The following is a 19,986-nucleotide window of genomic DNA, read 5'->3' as shown; positions in this document are numbered from 1 at the left end:
GTGCTCCGGTGGCAGGCCGCGCCTGCCTTCTTGAACGAGGCACAAGTTAGAGGCATCGTGACCGGCGGAAAAGCGACATTTCTGCAAGCCAGACTTGAACTGAACTCAAGGCAGATCCGCGATGCAACGCCTGCCCCTGCATGCCCTCCTCGGCTTCGCGACCGCCGCGCGCAGCGGCAACCTGACCCGCGCGGCTGAGTCGCTGCACCTCACCGTCAGCGCCCTGAGCCACCAGATCCGCGCGCTCGAGGAACGCCTGGGACAACGCCTGTTCGTGCGCGGCCCGCGCGGCGTGCGCCTGACTGCCGACGGCGAGCGCCTGCTGGCGCGAACCGGCCCGCACCTGGATGCGCTGGCGCAGGAATTGCGCCCCTTCGCAGCGCGCCGCGACGACGTGCTGACCGTCAGCGTGATGCCGTCGATGGCTTCGGCCTGGCTGGTGCCCCGGCTGGGGGGATTCCTCGCCGCGCACCCGCAACTGGAGCTCAACTTGCTGTCCTCGGAGCGGCTGGTCGATTTCGAGCGCGACTCCGGGATCGACGCGGCATTGCGCATGGGCGCGGGGCGCTGGCCGGGCGTCACCGCCGAACACCTGCTCGACGAAACCCTGGTGCCGGTGGCGAGCCCGGCGCTGATCCGCACGCATGGCATGCCGACCGACGCCACCCTGCACCGCTGGCCGCTGCTCGGCGAAGGCGCGCAGCCGCACTGGGCGCGGTGGTTCGCGCAACATGGCGGGCAGCCGCCGGAGCGTTATGTCGCCCACTTCGACGACCTGGACTCGCTGCACCGCGCCGCGGTCGAAGGCATGGGCGTGGCGCTGGCGCGGATGGTGCGCTCGCGGCTGCTGGTCGAAAGCGGGCAACTGGTGGTGCTGAGCGAACACAGCCTGCCCAGCGACTACGCACACTATCTGGTGTATCCGCCGCGTTCCGCCGGCCATGCCGGGCTGCAGGCGTTCCGCGCCTGGCTGCACGCGCAGGCGCGCACGGTGGTCGCCGGGGCGGCGGGCACCGCGCCGCTTGCCACCGGCCAGCGCCCGCGCCCGCCTCGCCGCGGATCGTGACTTTGCCATCGTCCGCCGGCGCGACCGCGAGAAGGCAGCGCGGCCTGGTTCCCGCGCATCCCTGCGCCGGTGGCCCGCGCCCGCGCGCGCCGGGCTACGCTGGTGTCCCGTTGCCCGCCGAACGCTCCGCCTGGTGCTGATCGCCTTCAACAAGCCCTTCAAGGTGCTGTGCCAGTTCACCGACGGGCCGGGGCAAGGCCCTGCGCGCCGGACGCTGGCGGACTTCGGCCTGCCCGCGGGCGTGTATCCGGCTGGCCGGCTCGATTTCGATTCCGAGGGCCTGCTGCTGCTCACCGACGATGGCGCGCTGGCACACCGGCTCACCGACCCCCGGCACAAGCAGCGCAAGACCTATTGGGTGCAGGTCGAAGGCGCGCCGCAGGCGGGGCAGTTGGCGGCGCTGCGCAAAGGCGTGGTGCTGGCCGACGGGCCGACGCGCCCCGCGGCCGCGCGCCTGATCCCGGAACCGGTGTTGTGGCCGCGGCACCCGCCCGTGCGCTTCCGCAAGGCCGTGCCCGACGCCTGGCTGGAGATCACGCTGCGCGAAGGCCGCAACCGGCAGGTCCGGCGCATGACCGCCGCGGTCGGGTTGCCGACCCTGCGGCTGGTGCGGGTGGCGATCGGTGCATGGCATCTGGCGGGCTTGCAGCCGGGCCAATGGCGAGCCGCGTGATCGACGTCGCGGGTGAACCTGAATGGTTCACGCGAAACCCTTCCACATGAACAGCCTGCGGGGCGATTCTGCTAACGTTCCCGGCGCCGCTGCGTCCGCCATGGACGGCGCACCGCTCTCCAGGGGACAACGAGAACCGCATGCCCACTCCGGCAATGACACCCGGCAGGATCCTGGTCGTCGACGACCAGCCGGCCAACCTGCGCGCGGTCAGCGCGTTGCTCACGCGCCACGGCTATGAGGTCGTCACCGCGGGCAACGGCGACGAGGCGTTGGCCCTGGCCGCCGCGCAGGTCCCGGACCTGCTGCTGCTGGACATGATGATGCCGGGCATGGACGGCTTCGAACTGCTGGCGCAGATCAAGCAGCACCCGGAACTGCGCAAGCTGCCGGCGATCTTCCTCACCGCCGCGCAGGACCGCGACATGCTGCTGCGCGCGTTCGACGCCGGCGCGGTCGACTACGTCACCAAGCCCTTCATCCCCGAGGAACTGCTGGCGCGGGTGACCGCGCACATCGGCCTAAAACTCACCCGCGACCGGCTGGAGCGGGTCGCGCGCCAGCGCCAGGAGCTGGTGAACCTGGTGGCGCACGACCTCAAGAACCCGCTCAGCAGCGTGTTGTTCGCCAGCGACGTGCTGCGCAACAACGGCTGCAAGCCCGAACGCGTGCCGCGCTACATCCAGATGATCCACGAGAGCGCCGGCGACGCCCTGGGCTACATCCGTCGTTACCTGGAGACACAGGCCCAGAGCGCGGCGCCCCGGCGCGCCGATGCCGCCTGCACCTGCCTGCACGAAGTCCTCGACTGGCTGGTGCAGCGCTATGAACTGCAACTGGAAAGCCGCGGCCTGCGCATGCAGCTGAGCACGCCGGCGGCCAGGAGCCGGGTCGCGATCGACGGCCTGGTGTTGCGCCAGGTCGCCGAGAACCTGGTCAGCAACGCGATGAAGTACGCACCCGGCAGCCCGATCGAGCTGTCGATCCGCAGCAGCGCCCCGGGTTTCTGGCAGCTGCTGGTCGAGGACCGCGGCCCCGGGGTGCCGCCGTCGCGCCAGCACCAGCTGTTCAAGCCCTTCATGCGCCTGACCGAGGCCGACCCCGCAGATGGCCTGTCCAGCGGCCTGGGGCTGTCGCTGGCCAAGCACATCCTCGCCGAGTACGAGGGCAACCTGTGGTACGAGGACCGCGAGGGCGGCGGCGCGCGCTTCGTGATCGAGTTGCCGGCAATGGCGGACGACGACGCCGGCTGAGCCGGCCCGGCATGCACGCCGGCCGCGCTGCGCGCGGGGTCAGGCGTTGTCGGCGGCCTTGCTGCGGCGTGGCGCGCGCGGGGTTCGCGTGGTCTTGCGCGCACTGCCATTGGCGCGCCTGGCCTCGACCCGGGTCGCCTTGCCTTCGATCGCGCCGTTGCCCGCCTGCTCGGCCTGCCTTGCGCGGCGACGGGCCGCATACCAGAGCAGGCCGGCACCGGCCGCGGCCGCCACCGCGATCGCCGGGTTGCGACGCACGAGCTTGGTCGCCACGCGGCTGCCCGTCTTCAGCGCCCCGAGCGCCGCGCCGGTTTCCACCCACTTGATCGCCTTGTCGGGTACCGCATCCTTGATGCCGGAGCCGACCTGGGCGGCCAGTTGCAGGGCGCGCTCGGGCAGCGTCGAAAGCGTGTTGTTCATCGTCATGTTCCTGGCGTTGCGGACAGGCGGGCAGTGTCGGCAGCGCGGCGTTCACTGCGCGTGAGTGCAGCGCGCGCAACACGACCGGGGCTGAATGCATCAAGCGCCGCGTGGCTTGGCGCGATGGGTGGCAGTGGCGTTCCAGGGATCCTCCGGCCAAGGGTGCTTGGGATACCGCCCCTTCATTTCCCGACGCACCTCCGGCCAGGTCCGGTCCCAGAAGCCGCGCAGGTCCTGGGTGACCTGCAACGGCCGTCCGGCCGGCGACAGCAGGTGCAGGGTCAGCGGCACGCGACCGTCGGCGATACGCGGGGTTTCCGCCAGCCCGAACAGTTCCTGCAACTTCACCGCCAGCACCGGCGGTGACGCCCCGCCCTCGTCGCCCAGCGCATAGGCGATGCGTCGCTCCATGCCCGAAGGCACCGCGATCCGGGTCGGCGCGAGTTGTTCGACGCGCTGGCGCAGGTTCCAGTCGACGCGCGACTTCAGGGCCTCGGCCAGTTCCGGTTCTGCCAGCGCGTCCAGCCGGGTCTTGCCGGCGAAGGCGGGCTTCAGCCAGCGATCCAGGGATGCGAGCAACGCCTCGTCGCCCAGGTCCGGCAGCCCGAGTTCAGGCATCCATGCGCGCAGGCACTGCACCCGCAGCCGCCACTGCGACAGCGATTCGCTCCAGGGCAAGGCAGCCAGCCCGAGCTCGGCGACCGCGGCGACCAGGGCCTGCGCCGCCAGCGCCGAATCGACGCGACCGGCGGGCCTGGACGACAACACGATGCCGTCGAAACGTTCGACGCGTTGGCTGGCGAGCGCGCGCCGCGCCGGGTCCCAGTGCACTTCGTCACCCTCGCGGAAGTGCGCGGCGAAGGCGGCGCGCAGGTGGGCTTCGTCGACCGGCGCGGCGCGCTGCAGCAACGCGTCCTTCGCCTCGTGGCGCAGTTCGCTGGCCACCAGCCACGGCTCGCCGTACAGCGAACTGTCGTCGAACAGCCGCGCCATGCGCCCATTGGCCAGCTGGTAGCGCTTCGGGTCCTGCGGATGCTGCCTGGCGATGCGGTCCGGGAATGCATGCGCGAGCAGGTCGCCGAGGTCATGCGCGTGCGCGCTGGCGGGCGGCGCCGCGTCGCAGCGCAGGCGCCGCCGCCATTGCTTCGCGGCGGCGTCGATCGCGGCCAGCGCCGAACGGTTGGTTGCGGCAGGCGCACGCCCGGCACGGAATGCGGCCAGCGCCTGCCAACGTTCGGCGACGGCATCGCTGCGCGGATACAGCGGATCGCGCGCTTCGAGCAGGGCGGCGAGATCGCAGGCCAGGGCGATCCTGCCGCGGTCGTCGGGCGCCAGCAGCATCGCGGCCAGGCGCGGGTGCGTGCCCAGCGCCAGCATCCGCCGGCCGCGCGCGGTGATCGCGTGGTCCGCATCGAGCGCGTCGAGCCGCCGCAGCAGGTCGCGGGCGGCGGCCAGCGCGCCGGCGGGCGGGGGATCGAGGAAACGCAGCGCATCGCTGCCCCACCCCGCCAGTTCCAGCGCCAGCCCGGACAGGTCGACCTGCGCGATCTCCGGCCGCCGCTGCGGCTCCAGCCGTTGCGACTGCGGCCACAGCCGGTATGCCCAGCCCGCGGCGACGCGCCCGGCGCGGCCGGCGCGCTGGTCGGCCGACGCCTGCGCGATCGCGACCACGTCCAGGCGCGAAAACCCGGAGTTGGGATCCAGTCGCGGCTCGCGCGCCTGACCGCTGTCGATCACCACGCGCACGCCCGGCAAGGTCACCGAGGATTCGGCGACGTTGGTCGCCAGCACCACGCGCCGGCGGCCGTCGGCCGCGGGTTGCAGGACCCGCGACTGCTGCTCGACCGTGAGATCGCCGTGCAGCACCAGCAGCTCGTGGTCGCCAGGCGGCGGGTGCGCGGCCAGCAGTGCCTGCGTGCGCGCGATCTCGCGTTGCCCCGGCAGGAACACCAGCAGGTCGCCGGGATGGGCGGCCAGCGCATGTTCGATCGCGCGCCGCGCCTGCGGTTCGGGCGCCTCGTCGCGGCGCGCGGGAAAATGCGCGACCTCGACCGGAAACGCGCGGCCGGCGCTGGACAACCTCGGCGCGTCGAGGAAGCCGGCGAGCCGCTCCCCGTCAAGCGTCGCCGACATCGCCACGATGCGCAGGTCCGGGCGCAGCGATGCCTGCACGTCCAGCGCCAGCGCCAGGCCGAGATCGGCGGCGAGGTGGCGTTCGTGGAATTCGTCGAACAGCAGCGCGCCGATACCCGTCAACTCGGGGTCGTCCTGCAGCATCCGCGTGAGGATGCCTTCGGTGACGACCTCGATCCGGGTCGCCGCGGAGACCTTGCTGTCGAAGCGGATGCGATAGCCGACGCTGGCGCCGACCGGCTCGCCGCGCTGCCGCGCCATGTACCCCGCGGCCGCGCGCGCCGCCACCCGTCGCGGTTCCAGCATGACGATCCGGCGGCCGCCGAGCCATGGCGCATCGAGCAGCGCCGGCGGCACCTGCGTGGTCTTGCCCGCGCCCGGCGGCGCCTCCAGCACCAGCCGCGGATGCGCGGCCAGGCTGTCGCGGATCCGCGGCAGCAACGGGGCGATGGGGAAGGCGGGTGCGTGCACGCGCGCAAGGATACGCGGCGATCCCCGTCGCCATCGCGGGAGCGGCATCGGCCGCAAGCGCTGCTGCATCGCAAGCGGCGGCGAGATGGTTGGCGGCTGGATCCGCTGCCGCGGGAGATCGCGGCAATCGCGTTGCTAGACTGTCCGCATGCACCTGGTCGACATCGGCGCCAACCTCACCCACGACAGCTTCGACCACGACCGCGACGACGTGCTGCGACGCGCGCGCGACGCCGGCGTGGCGCGCATGATCGTCACCGGCGCCAGCCGCGAACACTCGCCCAAGGCGCTGGAACTCGCGCGTGCGCACCCGGGCGTGCTGTACGCCACTGCCGGCGTGCATCCGCACCACGCGGTCGAATACACCGACGAATGCGACGCCGAGCTGCGCGCCCTGCACGCGCATCCCGAGGTCGTGGCCGTCGGCGAGTGCGGGCTCGACTACTTCCGCGACTTCTCGCCGCGGCCGGCGCAGCGCAAGGCGTTCGAACGCCAGTTGCAGCTGGCGGCGGAGACCGGCAAGCCGCTGTTCCTCCACCAGCGCGACGCCCATGGCGACTTCATCGCGATGATGAAGGACTTCGACGGCAGGCTTGGGCCGGCGGTGGTGCACTGCTTCACCGGCACCCGCGACGAACTGTTCGACTACCTGGATCGCGACTGGCATGTCGGCATCACCGGCTGGTTGTGCGACGAACGCCGCGGCCTGCACCTGCGCGAACTGGTCAGGTCGATCCCGGACAACCGCCTGATGATCGAGACCGACGCGCCTTACCTGCTGCCGCGCACGGTGCGCCCGCAACCCTCGCATCGCCGCAACGAGCCGATGTACCTGGCCCACATCGTGGAAGAACTGGCGCGCGATCGCGACGAAGACGTCGCGACCACCGCGGCGCGGACCACGGCGACGGCGCGCGCATTCTTCGGTCTTCCGGATTGACCCACGGGTCAGGGCAGCGCGAGCTCGCCGCAGCCGCGCAATGGCACCATGCCATCGACCGCCACCATCACCGCGTACCGGAACACGCGTCCGGCGTCGCGGCAGTCGCCGCGGCGCAGGTCGATGCGCAGGCCGCGGTCCCCGCCCACGCCATAGAGCGTGCCTTCGAGCCGGTGCGTGCCGGGCGCCGACGCGCGATAGCGCACGGTGCCGCCGGCCACGTGCGCGCCGCCGCCCCAGCGCAGCCGGACGTCGTGGCGCAGGCCGGTGGTGGCGTGGATCGCGATGTCCCAGTCCGCGCCGCCGCCTTCGAACGCGGCAACCGGGCTGAGCTTGCCGACCTGGTCCGCGGCGATCTTGCCGCGCGCGCCGGGCGGCGGCGGCGTTCGCGGCGCCTGCGCCGCAGCGTGCACCGGCGCTGCGGCGCCGCGGCCATCGTTGCCCGGGGCGCAGCCCGCACCAGCAACCAGCATGATCAGCAGTGCGAGGCTGGGGCAGAGCATCGGCGCGCTCCTGCGAAGACATGGGCGACTGCCCGGTTATACGCCCCGGCGGCGGCGCACCCGTGACCGGCCGCACCACGCGATGCGCCCCTTGTCAGCTGCGCAGCCCGACGCCGCGTTGCAGCAGCCACAGCGCCAGCGCGGCGAGTACGGCCACGAACCCGATCATCAGCGCGTAGGCCACCCACAACGGCACGTCGCTGATCCCCAGAAGGCCATAGCGGAACGCGTTGACCATGTAGAAGATCGGGTTGGCGTGGGTCAGCGCCTCGGCCCAGCCCGGCAGCAGCTTGACCGAATAGAACACGCCGCCCAGGTAGGTCAGCGGGGTGAGGATGAACACCGGCACGATCGCGACGTCGTCGAACTTCTTGGCGTACACCGCGTTGACGAATCCGGCCAGCGAGAAGATCGTGGCGCCCAGCAGCACCGTCGACAGCGTCACCAGCGGATGCGGGATGCGCACCTTGGTGAACAGCATCGCGATGCCCAGCACGATCACCCCGACCATCAACCCGCGCAGCACCGCGCCGGCGACATAACCGCCCAGGATGACCCAGTTCGGCATCGGGCTGACCAGCAGCTCCTCGACGTGGCGCCCGAACTTGGCGCCGAAGAAGCTCGAGGAGATGTTGCCGTAGCTGTTCTGGATCACGCTCATCATCACCAGCCCGGGGACGATGAAGTCCATGTAGGTGATGCCGTCCATCTTGCCCACGCGCGAGCCGATCAGGCCGCCGAAGATCAGGAAGTACAGGGTCATCGTGATCGCCGGAGGCACCAGGGTCTGGCCCCAGATGCGCAGGATGCGCGCGACCTCGCGGCGCATGATCGTGAGCAGCGCGATCCAGTTGCGGCGGGCCACGGTGGGTTCGCGGCCGTGCATCGAAGTTGCGTTCATGCCGCCTGCTCCCGTTTCGCCGCGGCTTCCTCGCCGGTCAGGCGCACGAACAGCTCCTCCAGCCGGTTGGACTTGGTGCGCATCGAACGCACGCGGATGCCGGCGGCGTCGAGGCTTGCGAACACGCGGTTGAGGTCCATGGCACGCGGCATCTCGACATCCAGCGTGTGGTCGTCGCTGGCGACCAGCGAGGTGCCTTCGATCTGCGGCAATGCCGGCGGCAGGCGGCCGTCGATGTCGAGCAGGAAGCCCTCGACGTCCAGCGTCGCCAGCAGGCTGCGCATCGGCCCCTGCTGCACGATCGTGCCGCGGTCGATGATCGCCAGGTTGCGGCACAGGCTCTCGGCTTCCTCCAGGTAGTGCGTGGTGAGGATGATGGTGGTGCCGGCGGCGTTGATCTCGCGAAGCGACTTCCACATGCCGCGGCGGATCTCGATGTCGACGCCCGCGGTCGGCTCGTCCAGGATCAGCAGGCGCGGCCGGGTCATCATCGCCCGCGCGATCATCAGCCTGCGCTTCATCCCGCCCGACAGCGTGCGCGCCATGCTGTCGGCCTTGTCCCACAGTTGCGCGCGCCTGAGTTCCTGCTCCGCGCGCAGCAGCGCCTCGGCCCGCGCAATGCCGTAGAAGCCCGCGTAGTTGACCAGGATGTCGCGCGGCTTCTCGAACATGTTGAAGTTCAGTTCCTGCGGCACCAGCCCGAGCAGGCGCATCGCCGCGTCGCGATCCGCATGCAGGTCGACGCCGAACACGCGGACTTCGCCCGAGGTCTTGTTGACCAGCGAGCTGACGATCCCGATCAGGGTCGACTTGCCGGCGCCGTTGGGGCCCAGCAACGCGTAGAAGTCGCCGGGCGCAACCTCCAGCGACACGCCCTTGAGCGCCTGCACGCCGGTGTCGTAGGTCTTGCGCAGGTCGCGGATCGACAGCGCCGGCGGCGATGCCGCGGGCGCCGGCACGCCGCTGGAAGCGTGGTCGGAAGCCATGTCGGGGATGCTCGGGGCCGCGGCGGGCGCGGCGAAGCCGGTAGTATAGGCGGCCGCGTGGCCGCGCTCCGGCCGTCGTCCGTGCTGCGATTCCTTGGCCATCGTCCATTTCCCCCTCAAGCTCGTCGCGCGCCGGATGCTGGCACCGACCATCGCCCACCTGTCGTTCGTTCGTGACGACGGACAACCGCTGGCGTTCATCCCCGGCCAGTTCCTGCAGGTGCATTTCCACTACGCCGACGGCACCGCGACCAAGCGCTCGTATTCGCTGGCCACCCTCCACGACCATGCGCGGGGGCCCGGCGACGCGGTCGAGATCGCGGTCAGCTACGTCGCCGGCGGCGCCGCGACCGCGCTGTTCGAAGGGCTCGAGCCCGGCGGGCGGATCGACGCCAGTGGCCCCTACGGTCGCTTCTGCCTGGCCCCGGCCGACGCCAACCGCCGATACCTCCTGATCGCCACCGGCACCGGCGTCACCCCGTACCGGGCGATGCTGCCGCAGCTGGAGGCGTTGTTCGCGCAACGCGACGTCTCGGTGGTGCTGCTGTTCGGCGCGCGCTCGCCCGACGAGCTGCTGTACGGCGACGAGTTCCGCGCCTTCGCCGACCGCCATCCGGACCGCTTCCGCTTCGTGCCGTGCTTCTCGCGGATCGTGCCGGACGCGCCGCACCCGGACGTGCGCCACGGGTATGTGCAGCAGTTCCTGGCGGAGTTCGCGCCGGACCCGGAAACCGACATCGCCTACCTGTGCGGCAACCCGAACATGGTCGATGCCTGTTTCGAGGCGCTGAAGGAAGCAGGCCTGGCCGTGCCGCAGATCCGCCGCGAGAAGTACGTCAGCAGCAAGTAGGCGCGGGCGGCGGATCCCCGGCCACGCGCTCGCGCGCGCGGCGTTCCGGCTCGCGCGACAGCCCCCGGGACGGTCGCAAAGCGCGAGTCCCCCACCCAGCGGAGAAGTCCCTCAGCAGCAAGTGGCCCGGCCGTGTTGTCAAGCTCGCTTGACAGACAAGGGACGGAGGCTCCAGACTACTGTCAAGCTTCCTTGACAGGCCATGCGCCATGCTGCTGAAACCCGTCGCCCTGCTCACCGCCGCCGTGCTGCTGCTGGTGGGCGCCGTGCTGCTGCCACACCTGGTGGCGGTGCCGCCCATGGCCCGGGGCATCCTGCTGGGCCTGGGCGGCGGGCTGCTGTTCGCCGCCTTCCTGCGCTGGCGCCTGCCCGACGGCTGCGATTCGTCGACCCTGGCGGTGCGGCGCCGCTACCTGCGGGACTTCGTGCCGGCGATGGGCGGCTACATCGTGCTGCTGTTCGCATCGATGTGGCTGCTCAAGCGGGTCGACGAGCCGGCATTGCGGGCGCTGGTCGCCTTGCTGCCGGTGCCGCCGATCGCGCTGATGCTGCGCGCCATCGTCCGCTTCATCCGCGATGCCGACGAGCTGCAACGGCAGATCGAGCTGGAAGCGGTGAGCCTGGCCACCGCGCTGGTGTCGCTGCTGTACATGGCCGGCGGCTTCCTGCAGCTGGCACGTGTGATCGACGTGCCGGCCGGAGTGGCGATGATCTGGATGTTCCCGCTGGTCTGCCTGGTCTACGGGCTGGCCAAGATCGCGGTCGTGCGCCGGTTCCGGTAAGCCCCATGGACAGCCGCATCCGCGAGTTGCGCGAGCGCTTCGGCTGGTCGCAGGGCGAGCTGGCCGAACGCCTGGACGTCTCGCGCCAGACCGTCAACGCGCTGGAAACCGGCAAGTACGACCCGAGCCTGCCGCTGGCCTTCCGCGTCGCGCGGCTGTTCGGTGAAACGATCGAAGCGATTTTCCTGCCCGACGGCAACCCGCCGCACGCCGGCGACTGAAACCTGGATTTCAAAGGGGAGTACCACCACGATGCCACGCAAGATCAGGATCCTGTTGGCGCTGTTGCTCGTCGCCGGCATGTTCGGCTACCGCTACTGGCGCGACCAACGCGCCGGGCCGGCGGACCGGCCGGCCGCCAGCGTCGCGGCCGAGGCCACCAAGGCGCCAGCCATCGCAACGCCACCTCCGCCCCGCATGTTCGGCCGCATCGCGTTCAGGCCCTGCACGCTGGCCGCGCAGTTCGGGCCGGCCAGCGTCGAGGCCCAGTGCGGAACGTTTTCGGTGCCGGAGGACCCGGCGCGACCGGACGGGCGCAAGCTCGCCCTCAACCTCGCCTGGGTCCCGGCCGCGGCCGACGCCGAGGTCGCGGCGGACGCGGTGTTCATGCTCGCCGGCGGTCCCGGCCAGTCCGCGGTCGACACCTACCCGCAGGTCGCGCCCGCGTTCCGCGACGTGCTCAAGCACCGCAACGTGTTCCTGCTCGACCAGCGTGGCACCGGCAAGTCCAATCCGCTGAAGTGCAAGCCCGAAGACGATGCGTTCGACGGCAGCGACCTGGCCGCCGTGCGCGCGGCCACCGAACGTTGCCGCGACACGCTGTCCAGGCATGCCGACCTGCGCTTCTACACCACCACCGACGCCGTGCGCGACCTTGAAGCGGTGCGGATCGCGTTGGGCGTGCCGCAGCTCGACCTGGTCGGCATCTCCTACGGCACCCGGGTGGCGCAGCAGTACGCGATGCGCCATCCCGCCAGCACCCGCGCGATCGTGCTCGACTCGGTGGCGCCGAACAGCCTGATCCTCGGCAACGATTTCGCCGGGAACCTGGAACGCGCGCTCGACCTGCAGTTCGCCAGGTGCGAGGAATCGGTCGCCTGCACGTCCGCCGTCGGCCACCCGCGCGCGCAACTCGACGCGCTGATGGCGACACTGCGCGCCGACCCGCCGCTGGTGCGCTATCGCGACGCCGCCACCGGTGCGTCGAGGGAAGAGCGCCTGCAACCCGACGCTGTGGCCGGCCTGATGCGCATGTATGCCTACATGCCGCTGGTGTCGTCGCTGCTGCCGCTGCAGCTGGGCGAGGCCGCGCACGGCCGCTACGACGGCTTGATGGCGCTGTCCAGGATGCTGGGCAGCAGCCTCGGCGACCAGATGGCGATGGGCATGCAGCTTTCGGTGATCTGCAGCGAGGACGCTTCCGGATTCCAGGCCGATCCCGACGCCGAGGGCACGCTGCTGGGCAACCAGTTCTCCGAATTCCTGGGTGCGCAGTGCGCGCTGTGGCCCAAGGGCGCGATGCCGGCCGATTTCCACCAGCCGCTGGCGTCCACGGTGCCGGCGCTGGTGCTGGAAGGCGAATTCGACCCGGTCACGCCACCGCGCTACGGCGAGGACGTGGTGAAGACCCTGCCCAACGCCCGCCTGCTCGTGCTGCGCGGCCAGGGCCACAACGTGATCGGCGCCGGCTGCATGCCCAAGCTGTTCGCGCAGTTCCTGCAGACCGCCGATGCGAAGGCACTCGACGGCAAGTGCCTGGACACGCTCGGCTACGTGCCGCCCTTCGTTTCGTTCAACGGCTGGGAGCCGTGAGCGCCGCCGGCGCCCATCACAGAGGACACCACCCATGATCGTCGCAGAACACCTGCGCAAGACCTTTCCCGGCAAGGGCAAGGACAAGACCCGCGTGGTCGCCGTCGACGACGTCGGCTTCGAGGCCCGCGACGGCGAGATCACCGGCCTGCTCGGCCCCAACGGCGCCGGCAAGACCACCACGTTGCGGATGCTGTACACGCTGATGCAGCCCGAAAGCGGGCGGGTGCTGGTCGACGGCCGCGACGTCGCCGCCGATGCGGAAGCCGCGCGCCGCGCGCTCGGCGTGCTGCCCGATGCCCGCGGCGTGTACAAGCGCCTGACCGCGCGCGAGAACATCCGCTACTTCGGCGAACTGCACGGCATGGCGCCGGCGCTGATCGACGAACGCACCCGGCAACTGGCCACCGCGCTGCAGATGGAGGACTTCCTCGATCGCCAGACCGAGGGGTTCAGCCAGGGCCAGCGCACCAAGACCGCGATCGCGCGCGCGCTGGTGCACGACCCGCGCAACGTGATCCTCGACGAACCGACCAACGGCCTGGACGTGATGACCACCCGCGGCCTGCGCGACTTCCTGCGACGGCTGCGCGGCGAAGGCCGCTGCGTGATCTTCTCCAGCCACATCATGCAGGAGGTCGCGGCCCTCTGCGACCGCATCGTGGTGGTGGCGCACGGCCGCGTGGTCGCGCAGGGCAGCGCCGACGCGCTGCGCGCGCAGACCGGCGAAGACAACCTTGAGGACGCATTCGTCCAGCTGATCGGATCTGAAGAAGGATTGCACGCATGAAGGCGCTGTGGATCGTCTGGAAGAAGGAGTTGCGGGAACTGGTTCGCGACCGCCGCACGCTGCTGCTGACGCTGCTGCTGGGGCCGTTGCTGGGGCCGCTGCTGTTCCTGGGCATGGCCACCATCGGCGAGAGCAAGGCCAAGGAGCAGATGGAAAAGCCGCTGGCGATCGCGATCGTCGGCGCCGAGCACGCGCCCAACCTGGTGGCCTGGCTCGGCGGCCAGGGCATCGCGCGCAAGCAGGTGGCCGACCCGGACGCGGCGATCCGCGCGCAGGACGAGGACGTCTACCTGCGGATCGGCGACGACTACGCCAGCCACTGGCGCGAAGGCACGCCGGCGCTGGTGGAGATCGTGCACGACTCCACCCGCCAGGACGCGGACATCCCGGTCAAGCGGCTGGAGACGGTGCTCGGCCTGTACAGCCAGCAGGTGGGGGCGCTGCGCCTGCTCGCGCGCGGGATCAATCCCGGCGTCGCCGCACCGTTGACGGTTTCGCACAAGGACCTGTCCACGCCCGAGGCCCGCGGCGCGACGCTCGCGGCGATGCTGCTGCCGTACCTGCTGATCCTCGGCGCCTTCATCGGCAGCCTGCAACTGGTGCTCGACACCACCGCCGGCGAACGCGAACGGCAATCGCTGGAACCGCTGCTGGCCACGCCGGCGCGGCGCGGCGCCATCGTCAGCGGCAAGATCGCCGCTGCGTGCAGCGTCGGCGTGGTCGCGCTGGTGCTGACGCTGCTGGCATTCCGCGTCGGCGCGGCGTTCGCGCCGGGGATCGCCAAGCAGCTGGCGATGGGCGGCCGGGAAATGGCGGTGATGCTGCTGGTGCTGCTGCCGATGGTGTTCCTGGGCGGAAGCCTGCTGACTTTCATCGCCGCCGGCGCCAAGTCGGTGAAGGAGGCGCAGAGCTACACCGGCCTGCTGATCCTGCTGCCGATCATCCCGACCGTGGTGCTGATGGTCAGCCCGGTGAAAAACCAGCTGTGGATGTTCGCGGTGCCGTTCCTGGCGCAGAACCAGATGCTGTTGAAAGTGATCCGCAGCGAGCCGATCGCCGCGCAACAGTGGCTGGTCTACCTGGCCGCCGGCCTCGGCCTGGCCGCGCTGCTGTGGTACGCCGCCATCCGCCGCTACCACCAGGAAAGCCTGGCGGTCTCCGCCTGATCGGGGCTGCGGCACGCAAGACGAAGCCCGGCACAAGGCCGGGCTTCGTGGGTATCGGGCCGCATCGGCCCGGCCTGGCGGGACTCAGTCGGCCGGCTTGAACTGGATCGTGCGGCGCGTGGTCACCGGCGAACCGACCGGCTGGAAGCGCCAGCGGTTGACCGCCGACAGCGCTTCGCGGTCGAACACCCGCGGCGGCGATGCCTGCACCACCCGCGCCGAGGTCACGCTGCCGTCGGTGCCGACGGTGAACTCGACTTCGACCGAGCCGGAACGGCGACGGCGCTCGGCTTCGCGCGGATAGCTCGGGGCCGGCAGGCTGATCGGGCGCAGTTCGTTCGATACCCTCGGCGCGGCCGGTGTCGGGGCCGGCGGCGGGGTCGCGGCCGGCTGCTCCTGCGCCGGTGCCGGCGCCTGCTGCGCCGGGCGCTGCGGCTGCGTCACCGGCGCCGCGGCGGTGGCGGCCGCGCGTTGCGCCTCGGCCTGCTGCGCGGCGATCTTCTGCGCCGCGTCTTCCTGCGCCTTCTTCTGGTCGGCCGCGCGCTGCTTCTCCAGTTCCGCCTGGCGCTTGGCTTCTTCCTCGGTCTGCAGCGCCGCCTGCGCCGTGCGCTGCGCCAGCGAGGCCTGGCCATCGGCGATGGCCTGCTTCAGGCGCGGCAGCGCCGGCGCCTTGGCGTCGGCCTTCTCCATCAGTGCGTACAGGCGCTGGCCTTCGCTGAAGTCGTCGCGGCCGATGCTCTGCTCGGTGGCGATCAGCGCGTACGGCATCAGGTCGGTCAGTGCGCTGGACACGGCCGGGTCGTTGGGCTGCTTGTCGCGCAGCGCCAGGTAGTACTCCATCGCGTTGTCGCCGGCCGGCGCGTACAGGCGCTGCTCGCGCAGCGCGGTGCTCGCCGCGTCGCGCAGCTGGTCGGCGCTCATCGCGTTGACCTTGTCCGACACCGCCGGCGGCGGCGGGGCCTGGGTGGTGGGCGCGGTGCCGGCATCCGGCGCGGCGGCGGTCTGGTCCTTCTTGCACCCGGCGAAGGCGCAGATCACCACGAATACGGCGGCCAGCCGGAACCACGCCGGCCGCGCCTGCAAGGCATTTGCAACGAACATCGGAAACGCTCCCCTGTACTGTGCGTGGGCGCACGTATGCGTAGGACGCGACAGCGCGGGCCATTTGTCAACTCCCGGCGCCGCTGAACGGGCGTGCTGGCGCTACTTGCCGATGCAGAAGGTCGAGAAAATGTGACCCAGTAGCGCATCCGGCACGATCCGCCCGGTGATCTCGCCGAGGGCGTCATGACCCCGGCGCAGGGCTTCGGCGGCGAGGTCGAGCGCCTCGTCGTCGAGGGCAAGCGCGGCGGAGGCCAGCTCGACTGCGGCACGGCGCAGTGCCTCGACCTGGCGCGCGCGGGCACTGAAGCTGCCCTCGCCGGCATCCGCGCCGACGCCCAGCGCCAGGCTCCTGAGGCGCGCATGCAAGTCCTCCAGGCCCGCGCCGGTGCGCGCCGAAACCCGCAGTTCTTCGCTGCCGTGCGGGATGGCGGCGGATGCCGGCAGCAGGTCGGCCTTGTTGTGCAGCCACAGGCGTTGCGGGACCGCGGCGACCGCCGCGGCGACGGCATCGCGGCCGGACCGCGGATCGCGTGCGTCGAGCACCACCACCGCAAGGTCGGCGCGCGCGAGTTCGGCGCGTGCGCGGCGCATGCCTTCGCGCTCGATCGCATCGCCACCCTCGCGCAAACCGGCCGTGTCGACCAGGGTCAGCTCGACGCCGTCGCTGCGGATGGTTTCCTGCAGCAGGTCGCGGGTGGTGCCGGCGATCTCGGTGACGATCGCGCGGTCGGCGCCGGCCAGGGCGTTGAGCAACGAGCTCTTGCCGGCATTGGGCGGGCCGACGATCACCGCGTGCAGCCCGTCGCGCAACCTGCGCCCGCGTTCGGCGGCGGCGACCAGCTCGGCCAGCGCACGTTCGCCCGCCGCGAGCCGCGCGCGCATCGCCGCGCCGCCGAGCGTATCCAGCGGCTCGTCGGCGAAGTCGATCGCCGCCTCGACCTGCACCCGCAATGCCAGCAGGTCCGCGGCCAGGGCCTCGACCCGGCGCGAGAATTCGCCGTCCAGCGAACGCCGGGCCGCGCGCGCGGCGCGTTCGTCGCCGGCGGCGATCAGGTCGGCGACGGCTTCGGCCTGCGCCAGGTCGAGCTTGCCGTTGCGGAACGCGCGTTCGCTGAATTCGCCGGCGCGCGCGATCCGCGCGCCCAGCGCGCAGCAGCGCGCCAGCAGTTGCTGCAGGAGCACCGGGCTGCCATGCGCCTGCAGTTCGACCACGTCCTCGCCGGTATAGCTGGCGGGGGCGGCGAAATACAGGGCGATGCCGTCGTCGATGGTGGCGCCGTCGGCGGCGCTGAAAACCACGTGGTGCGCGTGACGTGGGGCCAATGCGCGGCCGCACACCGCCTGCGCGATCCCGCGGCTGCGCGCGCCCGAAATCCGCACGATCCCGACCCCGGCGCTGCCGGCGGCGGTGGCGATCGCGGCGATGGTGTCGTGGTCGGGCATGCGGGCAACCGTATTCCTGCCGGCAGTGTGCCGCATCGGCACGGGATATCGCGCGCACGATGCGCAAACGCGAAGCCCGCCGAGCGGCGGGCTTCGAAGGCTCCGGCGCGGGGATCAGGCCTTGGCCGGCGCCGGCTGGCCGTGGACCTTGGTCATCCACCACTGCTGCAGCAGGCCGAGGCTGCCGTTGGTGACCCAGTACAGCACCAGGCCCGCGGGGAAGAACGCGAACATCACGCCCATTGCCACCGGCATGTACTGCATCATCCTGCGTTGCATCGGATCGGCGATCGGGGTCGGCGTCAGCTTCTGCGTGGCCCACATCACCGCGATGTTGATCGCCGGCAGGATGAAGTAGGGATCGGGTGCGGTCAGGTTGTGGATCCAGCCGATCCACGGCGCCTGCCGCAGCTCCACCGACTCCAGCAACGTCCAGTACAGCGCGAGGAATACCGGCATCTGCACCAGCACCGGCAGGCAGCCGCCGGCCGGGTTGATCTTCTCCTTCTTGTACAGCTCCATCATCGCCATCTGGAACTTCTGCTTGTCGTCGCCGTAGCGCTCCTTGAGCTGCTCGATGCGCGGCTGGAAGCGGCGCATCTTCGCCGCCGACTTGTACTGCGCGGCGGACAACGGATACATCAGCGCCTTGATGATCACCACCAGGCCGATGATCGCCCAGCCCCAGTTGCCGAACACGCCGTGCAGGAACGCCAGCACCGAGAACAACAGGCCGGCGATCCAGGCCATGATCGCGTAGCTGCTGAAATCGACCGCGCGCTCCAGCCCGACCACGTGCTGGGCCTCGATCTGCTTGACCAGCTTGGGCCCGACCCACAACCGCGCACTGGTACTGGCGCTGGCGCCTGGCGCGACCGCCACGCCGGGCCCGAGCTCGCGCACCAGCGCCTGCTGCTGTCCGCCGGGGCCGCTGGGCGACGCCAGCGAGAAGGTGCTCGCGTCCTTGTCGCCCGGGATCCACGCGGCGAAGAAGTGGTGCTGCAGCATCGCGATCCAGCCGCCGGTGACGCGCTTGTCCAGCGCGCCGCCGTCGTCGTACTTGGCGAACTTGCGCTTCTCGAACTTGTCCTGCGCGCTGAACCAGGCCGCGCCGTGGAAGCTGTAGGACTCCGGATGGGTGAAGCCGCTCTTGACCGCCGGCGGGACCCGCAGCAATTGCCGGTAGACGTAGCCCTGCCAGGGGGACGCGCCGGCATTGGCGACTTCGTCGCGCACCTGTACCGCGTAGTCGCCGCGGGTGAACACGTAGGTCCGGCGGATGCTGACGCCGTCCGGCCCGGTCCACAGGAACGGAACCGCGACCTGGTCGGCGCCAGCGGCAAGCGTGTAGTCGCGCCTGGGTTCGACCGGCACGAAGCCGGCTTCGTGGCTCGGCGCCGCCCCGGTGCTGCTGACCCAACCGCTCTGCGCCTGGAAGAAATGCGCGGCGTCGGATGCGAACAGGCGCATCGGCGGGCTGCCTGGCGCGGTGGTCTGCGGGTAGCGCAGCAGGTCCGCCTGACGGATGGCGCCGCCGTCGAGTTGCACCCGCAACACGTCGGTGGTGACGCTGATCACCGGCGCCTGCGGGGCCGCGGCCGTGGCTTCGTCCTCTGCGGGCGGCGCGGACATCTGCGCGCTCGGCGTTTTCGGCACGTTGGCGCCGGTCACCACCGGGATCGTGCTGTCGCCAGCGCCGGTGGCGATCGCGGGGGCCGCCGCTGCAGGGGCCGCGGACGACGCTGGTCCCTGCTCGCGGCTCCAGGCCATGAACAACAAGGTGGCCACCGCCAGCCAGGCGAAGATCAGGAAAGTACGGGTCTGGTTCATGGCGACAGGTTCATGGCGACGCGCTCGGGCAGGATCAACCGGCGCGGGCGCGCGGCAGCGGAAGGGGGGAAGGCCGATCGCAATCGGAAGCGGGCATTGTGCCGGGCGCATCCGGTGGCGGCAACGCGCCCGCGCGTTGCAGCAACGCCAGCAGCGCCGCGCGCAACGCGGGATTGCCGGCCTGCGCCGCGGCGGGGCGCGCGACCAGCACGTAGGCACCATCCTGCAGCGTGCCGCGGATCCTGCGGAACTGGTCGCGCAGGCAGCGCTTGATGCGGTTGCGGCCGACGGCATCCGGGTCGACCTTGCGCGACACCGCCAGGCCCAGGCGCGGCGGTTGTCCGTCGCGCAGCCAGTGCAGGGTCAGTTGCGGGGCGGCGATGCGGCGCCCGGCTTCGAACACGCGCGTGTAATCGGCGCGCGCGCGTACCCGGGCAGTGCGCGGGAAGCGGGCGTCCGGGGCTCCGGGCGAAGGTGTCGGGCTCATGGGCGGCGGCCATCACGGCCGGCCGCGGCAACCATGGCCGTCAGGCGCAGAGGCGCTTGCGGCCCTTGGCGCGGCGACGCGCGAGGATCTTGCGGCCGTCGGCGGTCGCCATGCGGGCACGGAAGCCGTGGTCGCGCTTGCGCTTGAGGTTGCTGGGCTGGTAGGTGCGCTTGGTGGCCATGACGGGCTCGTGCGGTTAAGCGACGGAAAAGACTCGAAATGATAGCTGGCGCCCAGAGGCGGGTCAACCACGGGCGCATCGGCATGGCATGCGCGCGCCTGCGCTTTCGGCCGTGCCGGCCGCGTCCGGCGCCGGGTGCGCCCCCCGGGGTGCGGTGGTAGGCTGCTGCATCCCGTTGTTTCCGCATCGCGACGC

20 protein-coding genes are annotated in these 19,986 nt (G+C 71.2%); 10 read left to right on the top strand and 10 right to left on the bottom strand.

Annotated features, from left to right (window positions below):
* Positions 1–121: 121 nt before the first annotated feature.
* From MQC88_RS10190 to MQC88_RS10180, 3 genes are all read left to right on the top strand, one after another.
* Complete coding sequence (locus tag MQC88_RS10190) at positions 122–1,066, top strand: LysR substrate-binding domain-containing protein (RefSeq protein ID WP_243321656.1); 945 nt, start codon at positions 122–124, stop codon at positions 1,064–1,066.
* 133 nt (positions 1,067–1,199) lie between these two features.
* Positions 1,200–1,739 (top strand): pseudouridine synthase, encoded by a 540-nt coding sequence (locus MQC88_RS10185; RefSeq protein WP_243321654.1) that lies wholly within the window; start codon positions 1,200–1,202, stop codon positions 1,737–1,739.
* A gap of 140 nt (positions 1,740–1,879) precedes the next feature.
* Positions 1,880–2,992 (top strand): hybrid sensor histidine kinase/response regulator, encoded by a 1,113-nt coding sequence (locus tag MQC88_RS10180; RefSeq protein WP_243321653.1) that lies wholly within the window; start codon positions 1,880–1,882, stop codon positions 2,990–2,992.
* Between the two features lie 39 nt (positions 2,993–3,031).
* On the opposite strand, the gene MQC88_RS10175 is transcribed toward MQC88_RS10180, so the two are convergent.
* Both MQC88_RS10175 and hrpB read right to left on the bottom strand, forming a co-directional pair.
* Positions 3,032–3,412 carry a hypothetical protein gene (locus tag MQC88_RS10175; protein ID WP_243321651.1) on the bottom strand — a complete coding sequence of 127 codons (381 nt, stop codon included), beginning with the start codon at positions 3,410–3,412 and terminating at the stop codon, positions 3,032–3,034.
* A gap of 99 nt (positions 3,413–3,511) precedes the next feature.
* Positions 3,512–6,016 carry an ATP-dependent helicase HrpB gene (gene hrpB / locus MQC88_RS10170; RefSeq protein ID WP_243321649.1) on the bottom strand — a complete coding sequence of 835 codons (2,505 nt, stop codon included), beginning with the start codon at positions 6,014–6,016 and terminating at the stop codon, positions 3,512–3,514.
* 148 nt (positions 6,017–6,164) lie between these two features.
* On the opposite strand from hrpB, the gene MQC88_RS10165 reads away from it, so the two are divergent.
* On the top strand, positions 6,165–6,956 hold the full coding sequence (locus MQC88_RS10165; protein ID WP_243321647.1) for a TatD family hydrolase: 792 nt from the start codon (positions 6,165–6,167) through the stop codon (positions 6,954–6,956).
* Between the two features lie 8 nt (positions 6,957–6,964).
* On the opposite strand, the gene MQC88_RS10160 is transcribed toward MQC88_RS10165, so the two are convergent.
* From MQC88_RS10160 to MQC88_RS10150, 3 genes are all read right to left on the bottom strand, one after another.
* Positions 6,965–7,459 (bottom strand): hypothetical protein, encoded by a 495-nt coding sequence (locus MQC88_RS10160; RefSeq protein WP_243321645.1) that lies wholly within the window; start codon positions 7,457–7,459, stop codon positions 6,965–6,967.
* 94 nt (positions 7,460–7,553) lie between these two features.
* On the bottom strand, positions 7,554–8,360 hold the full coding sequence (locus tag MQC88_RS10155) for an ABC transporter permease (RefSeq protein ID WP_243321642.1): 807 nt from the start codon (positions 8,358–8,360) through the stop codon (positions 7,554–7,556).
* Positions 8,357–9,346: an ABC transporter ATP-binding protein gene (locus MQC88_RS10150; protein ID WP_243321908.1), complete on the bottom strand. Its 990-nt coding sequence runs from the start codon at positions 9,344–9,346 to the stop codon at positions 8,357–8,359. The genes MQC88_RS10155 and MQC88_RS10150 overlap by 4 nt, the downstream gene beginning before the upstream one ends.
* A gap of 94 nt (positions 9,347–9,440) precedes the next feature.
* On the opposite strand from MQC88_RS10150, the gene MQC88_RS10145 reads away from it, so the two are divergent.
* The 6 genes from MQC88_RS10145 to MQC88_RS10120 all read left to right on the top strand — a co-directional run bounded on the left by MQC88_RS10145 (position 9,441) and on the right by MQC88_RS10120 (position 14,746).
* Positions 9,441–10,196, top strand: a complete 756-nt coding sequence (locus tag MQC88_RS10145; protein WP_256451769.1) for a ferredoxin--NADP reductase — start codon at positions 9,441–9,443, stop codon at positions 10,194–10,196.
* A gap of 209 nt (positions 10,197–10,405) precedes the next feature.
* A complete protein-coding gene (locus MQC88_RS10140) occupies positions 10,406–10,978 on the top strand; it encodes a hypothetical protein (RefSeq protein WP_243321640.1) in 573 nt (190 codons plus the stop codon).
* Positions 10,979–10,983: 5 nt separating this feature from the next.
* On the top strand, positions 10,984–11,199 hold the full coding sequence (locus MQC88_RS10135) for a helix-turn-helix transcriptional regulator (protein WP_243321638.1): 216 nt from the start codon (positions 10,984–10,986) through the stop codon (positions 11,197–11,199).
* A gap of 31 nt (positions 11,200–11,230) precedes the next feature.
* A complete protein-coding gene (locus MQC88_RS10130; protein WP_243321636.1) occupies positions 11,231–12,790 on the top strand; it encodes an alpha/beta hydrolase in 1,560 nt (519 codons plus the stop codon).
* A gap of 34 nt (positions 12,791–12,824) precedes the next feature.
* Positions 12,825–13,580: an ABC transporter ATP-binding protein gene (locus tag MQC88_RS10125; protein WP_243321635.1), complete on the top strand. Its 756-nt coding sequence runs from the start codon at positions 12,825–12,827 to the stop codon at positions 13,578–13,580.
* The gene (locus tag MQC88_RS10120) at positions 13,577–14,746 is read left to right on the top strand and encodes an ABC transporter permease (RefSeq protein ID WP_243321633.1); all 1,170 of its coding nucleotides are present in this window, start codon (positions 13,577–13,579) and stop codon (positions 14,744–14,746) included. Before MQC88_RS10125 ends, MQC88_RS10120 begins: the two co-directional genes overlap by 4 nt.
* A gap of 84 nt (positions 14,747–14,830) precedes the next feature.
* On the opposite strand, the gene MQC88_RS10115 is transcribed toward MQC88_RS10120, so the two are convergent.
* The 5 genes from MQC88_RS10115 to rpmH all read right to left on the bottom strand — a co-directional run bounded on the left by MQC88_RS10115 (position 14,831) and on the right by rpmH (position 19,791).
* A complete protein-coding gene (locus MQC88_RS10115; RefSeq protein WP_243321632.1) occupies positions 14,831–15,847 on the bottom strand; it encodes an energy transducer TonB in 1,017 nt (338 codons plus the stop codon).
* Positions 15,848–15,949: 102 nt separating this feature from the next.
* Entirely contained in the window at positions 15,950–17,293 is a 1,344-nt protein-coding gene (gene mnmE, locus MQC88_RS10110) for a tRNA uridine-5-carboxymethylaminomethyl(34) synthesis GTPase MnmE (protein ID WP_243321630.1), read from the bottom strand.
* Positions 17,294–17,407: 114 nt separating this feature from the next.
* Positions 17,408–19,123 (bottom strand): membrane protein insertase YidC, encoded by a 1,716-nt coding sequence (yidC, locus tag MQC88_RS10105; protein WP_243321628.1) that lies wholly within the window; start codon positions 19,121–19,123, stop codon positions 17,408–17,410.
* A gap of 34 nt (positions 19,124–19,157) precedes the next feature.
* On the bottom strand, positions 19,158–19,610 hold the full coding sequence (rnpA, locus tag MQC88_RS10100) for a ribonuclease P protein component (RefSeq protein WP_243321627.1): 453 nt from the start codon (positions 19,608–19,610) through the stop codon (positions 19,158–19,160).
* Between the two features lie 40 nt (positions 19,611–19,650).
* Positions 19,651–19,791 (bottom strand): 50S ribosomal protein L34, encoded by a 141-nt coding sequence (rpmH, locus tag MQC88_RS10095; RefSeq protein ID WP_031374044.1) that lies wholly within the window; start codon positions 19,789–19,791, stop codon positions 19,651–19,653.
* Positions 19,792–19,986 lie beyond the last annotated feature (195 nt).

Origin of the sequence: Cognatiluteimonas sedimenti, assembly GCF_022808325.1 — a bacterium.
GTDB lineage: Bacteria > Pseudomonadota > Gammaproteobacteria > Xanthomonadales > Xanthomonadaceae > Cognatiluteimonas > Cognatiluteimonas sedimenti.
The sequence above is the reverse complement of the archived record's forward strand: the minus strand, read 5'-3'. Positions and strand labels throughout refer to the sequence as shown.

Coding starts and splice junctions, on each gene's coding strand:
- MQC88_RS10125 (WP_243321635.1), top strand. CDS start 12,825: ATGATCGTCGCAGAACACCTGCGCAAGACCTTTCCCGGCAAGGGCAAG.
- MQC88_RS10180 (WP_243321653.1), top strand. CDS start 1,880: ATGCCCACTCCGGCAATGACACCCGGCAGGATCCTGGTCGTCGACGAC.
- mnmE (WP_243321630.1), bottom strand. CDS start 17,293: ATGCCCGACCACGACACCATCGCCGCGATCGCCACCGCCGCCGGCAGC.
- MQC88_RS10120 (WP_243321633.1), top strand. CDS start 13,577: ATGAAGGCGCTGTGGATCGTCTGGAAGAAGGAGTTGCGGGAACTGGTT.
- rpmH (WP_031374044.1), bottom strand. CDS start 19,791: ATGGCCACCAAGCGCACCTACCAGCCCAGCAACCTCAAGCGCAAGCGC.
- MQC88_RS10190 (WP_243321656.1), top strand. CDS start 122: ATGCAACGCCTGCCCCTGCATGCCCTCCTCGGCTTCGCGACCGCCGCG.
- MQC88_RS10155 (WP_243321642.1), bottom strand. CDS start 8,360: ATGAACGCAACTTCGATGCACGGCCGCGAACCCACCGTGGCCCGCCGC.
- MQC88_RS10165 (WP_243321647.1), top strand. CDS start 6,165: ATGCACCTGGTCGACATCGGCGCCAACCTCACCCACGACAGCTTCGAC.
- MQC88_RS10160 (WP_243321645.1), bottom strand. CDS start 7,459: ATGCTCTGCCCCAGCCTCGCACTGCTGATCATGCTGGTTGCTGGTGCG.
- MQC88_RS10175 (WP_243321651.1), bottom strand. CDS start 3,412: ATGAACAACACGCTTTCGACGCTGCCCGAGCGCGCCCTGCAACTGGCC.
- yidC (WP_243321628.1), bottom strand. CDS start 19,123: ATGAACCAGACCCGTACTTTCCTGATCTTCGCCTGGCTGGCGGTGGCC.
- MQC88_RS10115 (WP_243321632.1), bottom strand. CDS start 15,847: ATGTTCGTTGCAAATGCCTTGCAGGCGCGGCCGGCGTGGTTCCGGCTG.
- MQC88_RS10140 (WP_243321640.1), top strand. CDS start 10,406: ATGCTGCTGAAACCCGTCGCCCTGCTCACCGCCGCCGTGCTGCTGCTG.
- MQC88_RS10135 (WP_243321638.1), top strand. CDS start 10,984: ATGGACAGCCGCATCCGCGAGTTGCGCGAGCGCTTCGGCTGGTCGCAG.
- MQC88_RS10150 (WP_243321908.1), bottom strand. CDS start 9,346: ATGGCTTCCGACCACGCTTCCAGCGGCGTGCCGGCGCCCGCGGCATCG.
- rnpA (WP_243321627.1), bottom strand. CDS start 19,610: ATGAGCCCGACACCTTCGCCCGGAGCCCCGGACGCCCGCTTCCCGCGC.
- MQC88_RS10130 (WP_243321636.1), top strand. CDS start 11,231: ATGCCACGCAAGATCAGGATCCTGTTGGCGCTGTTGCTCGTCGCCGGC.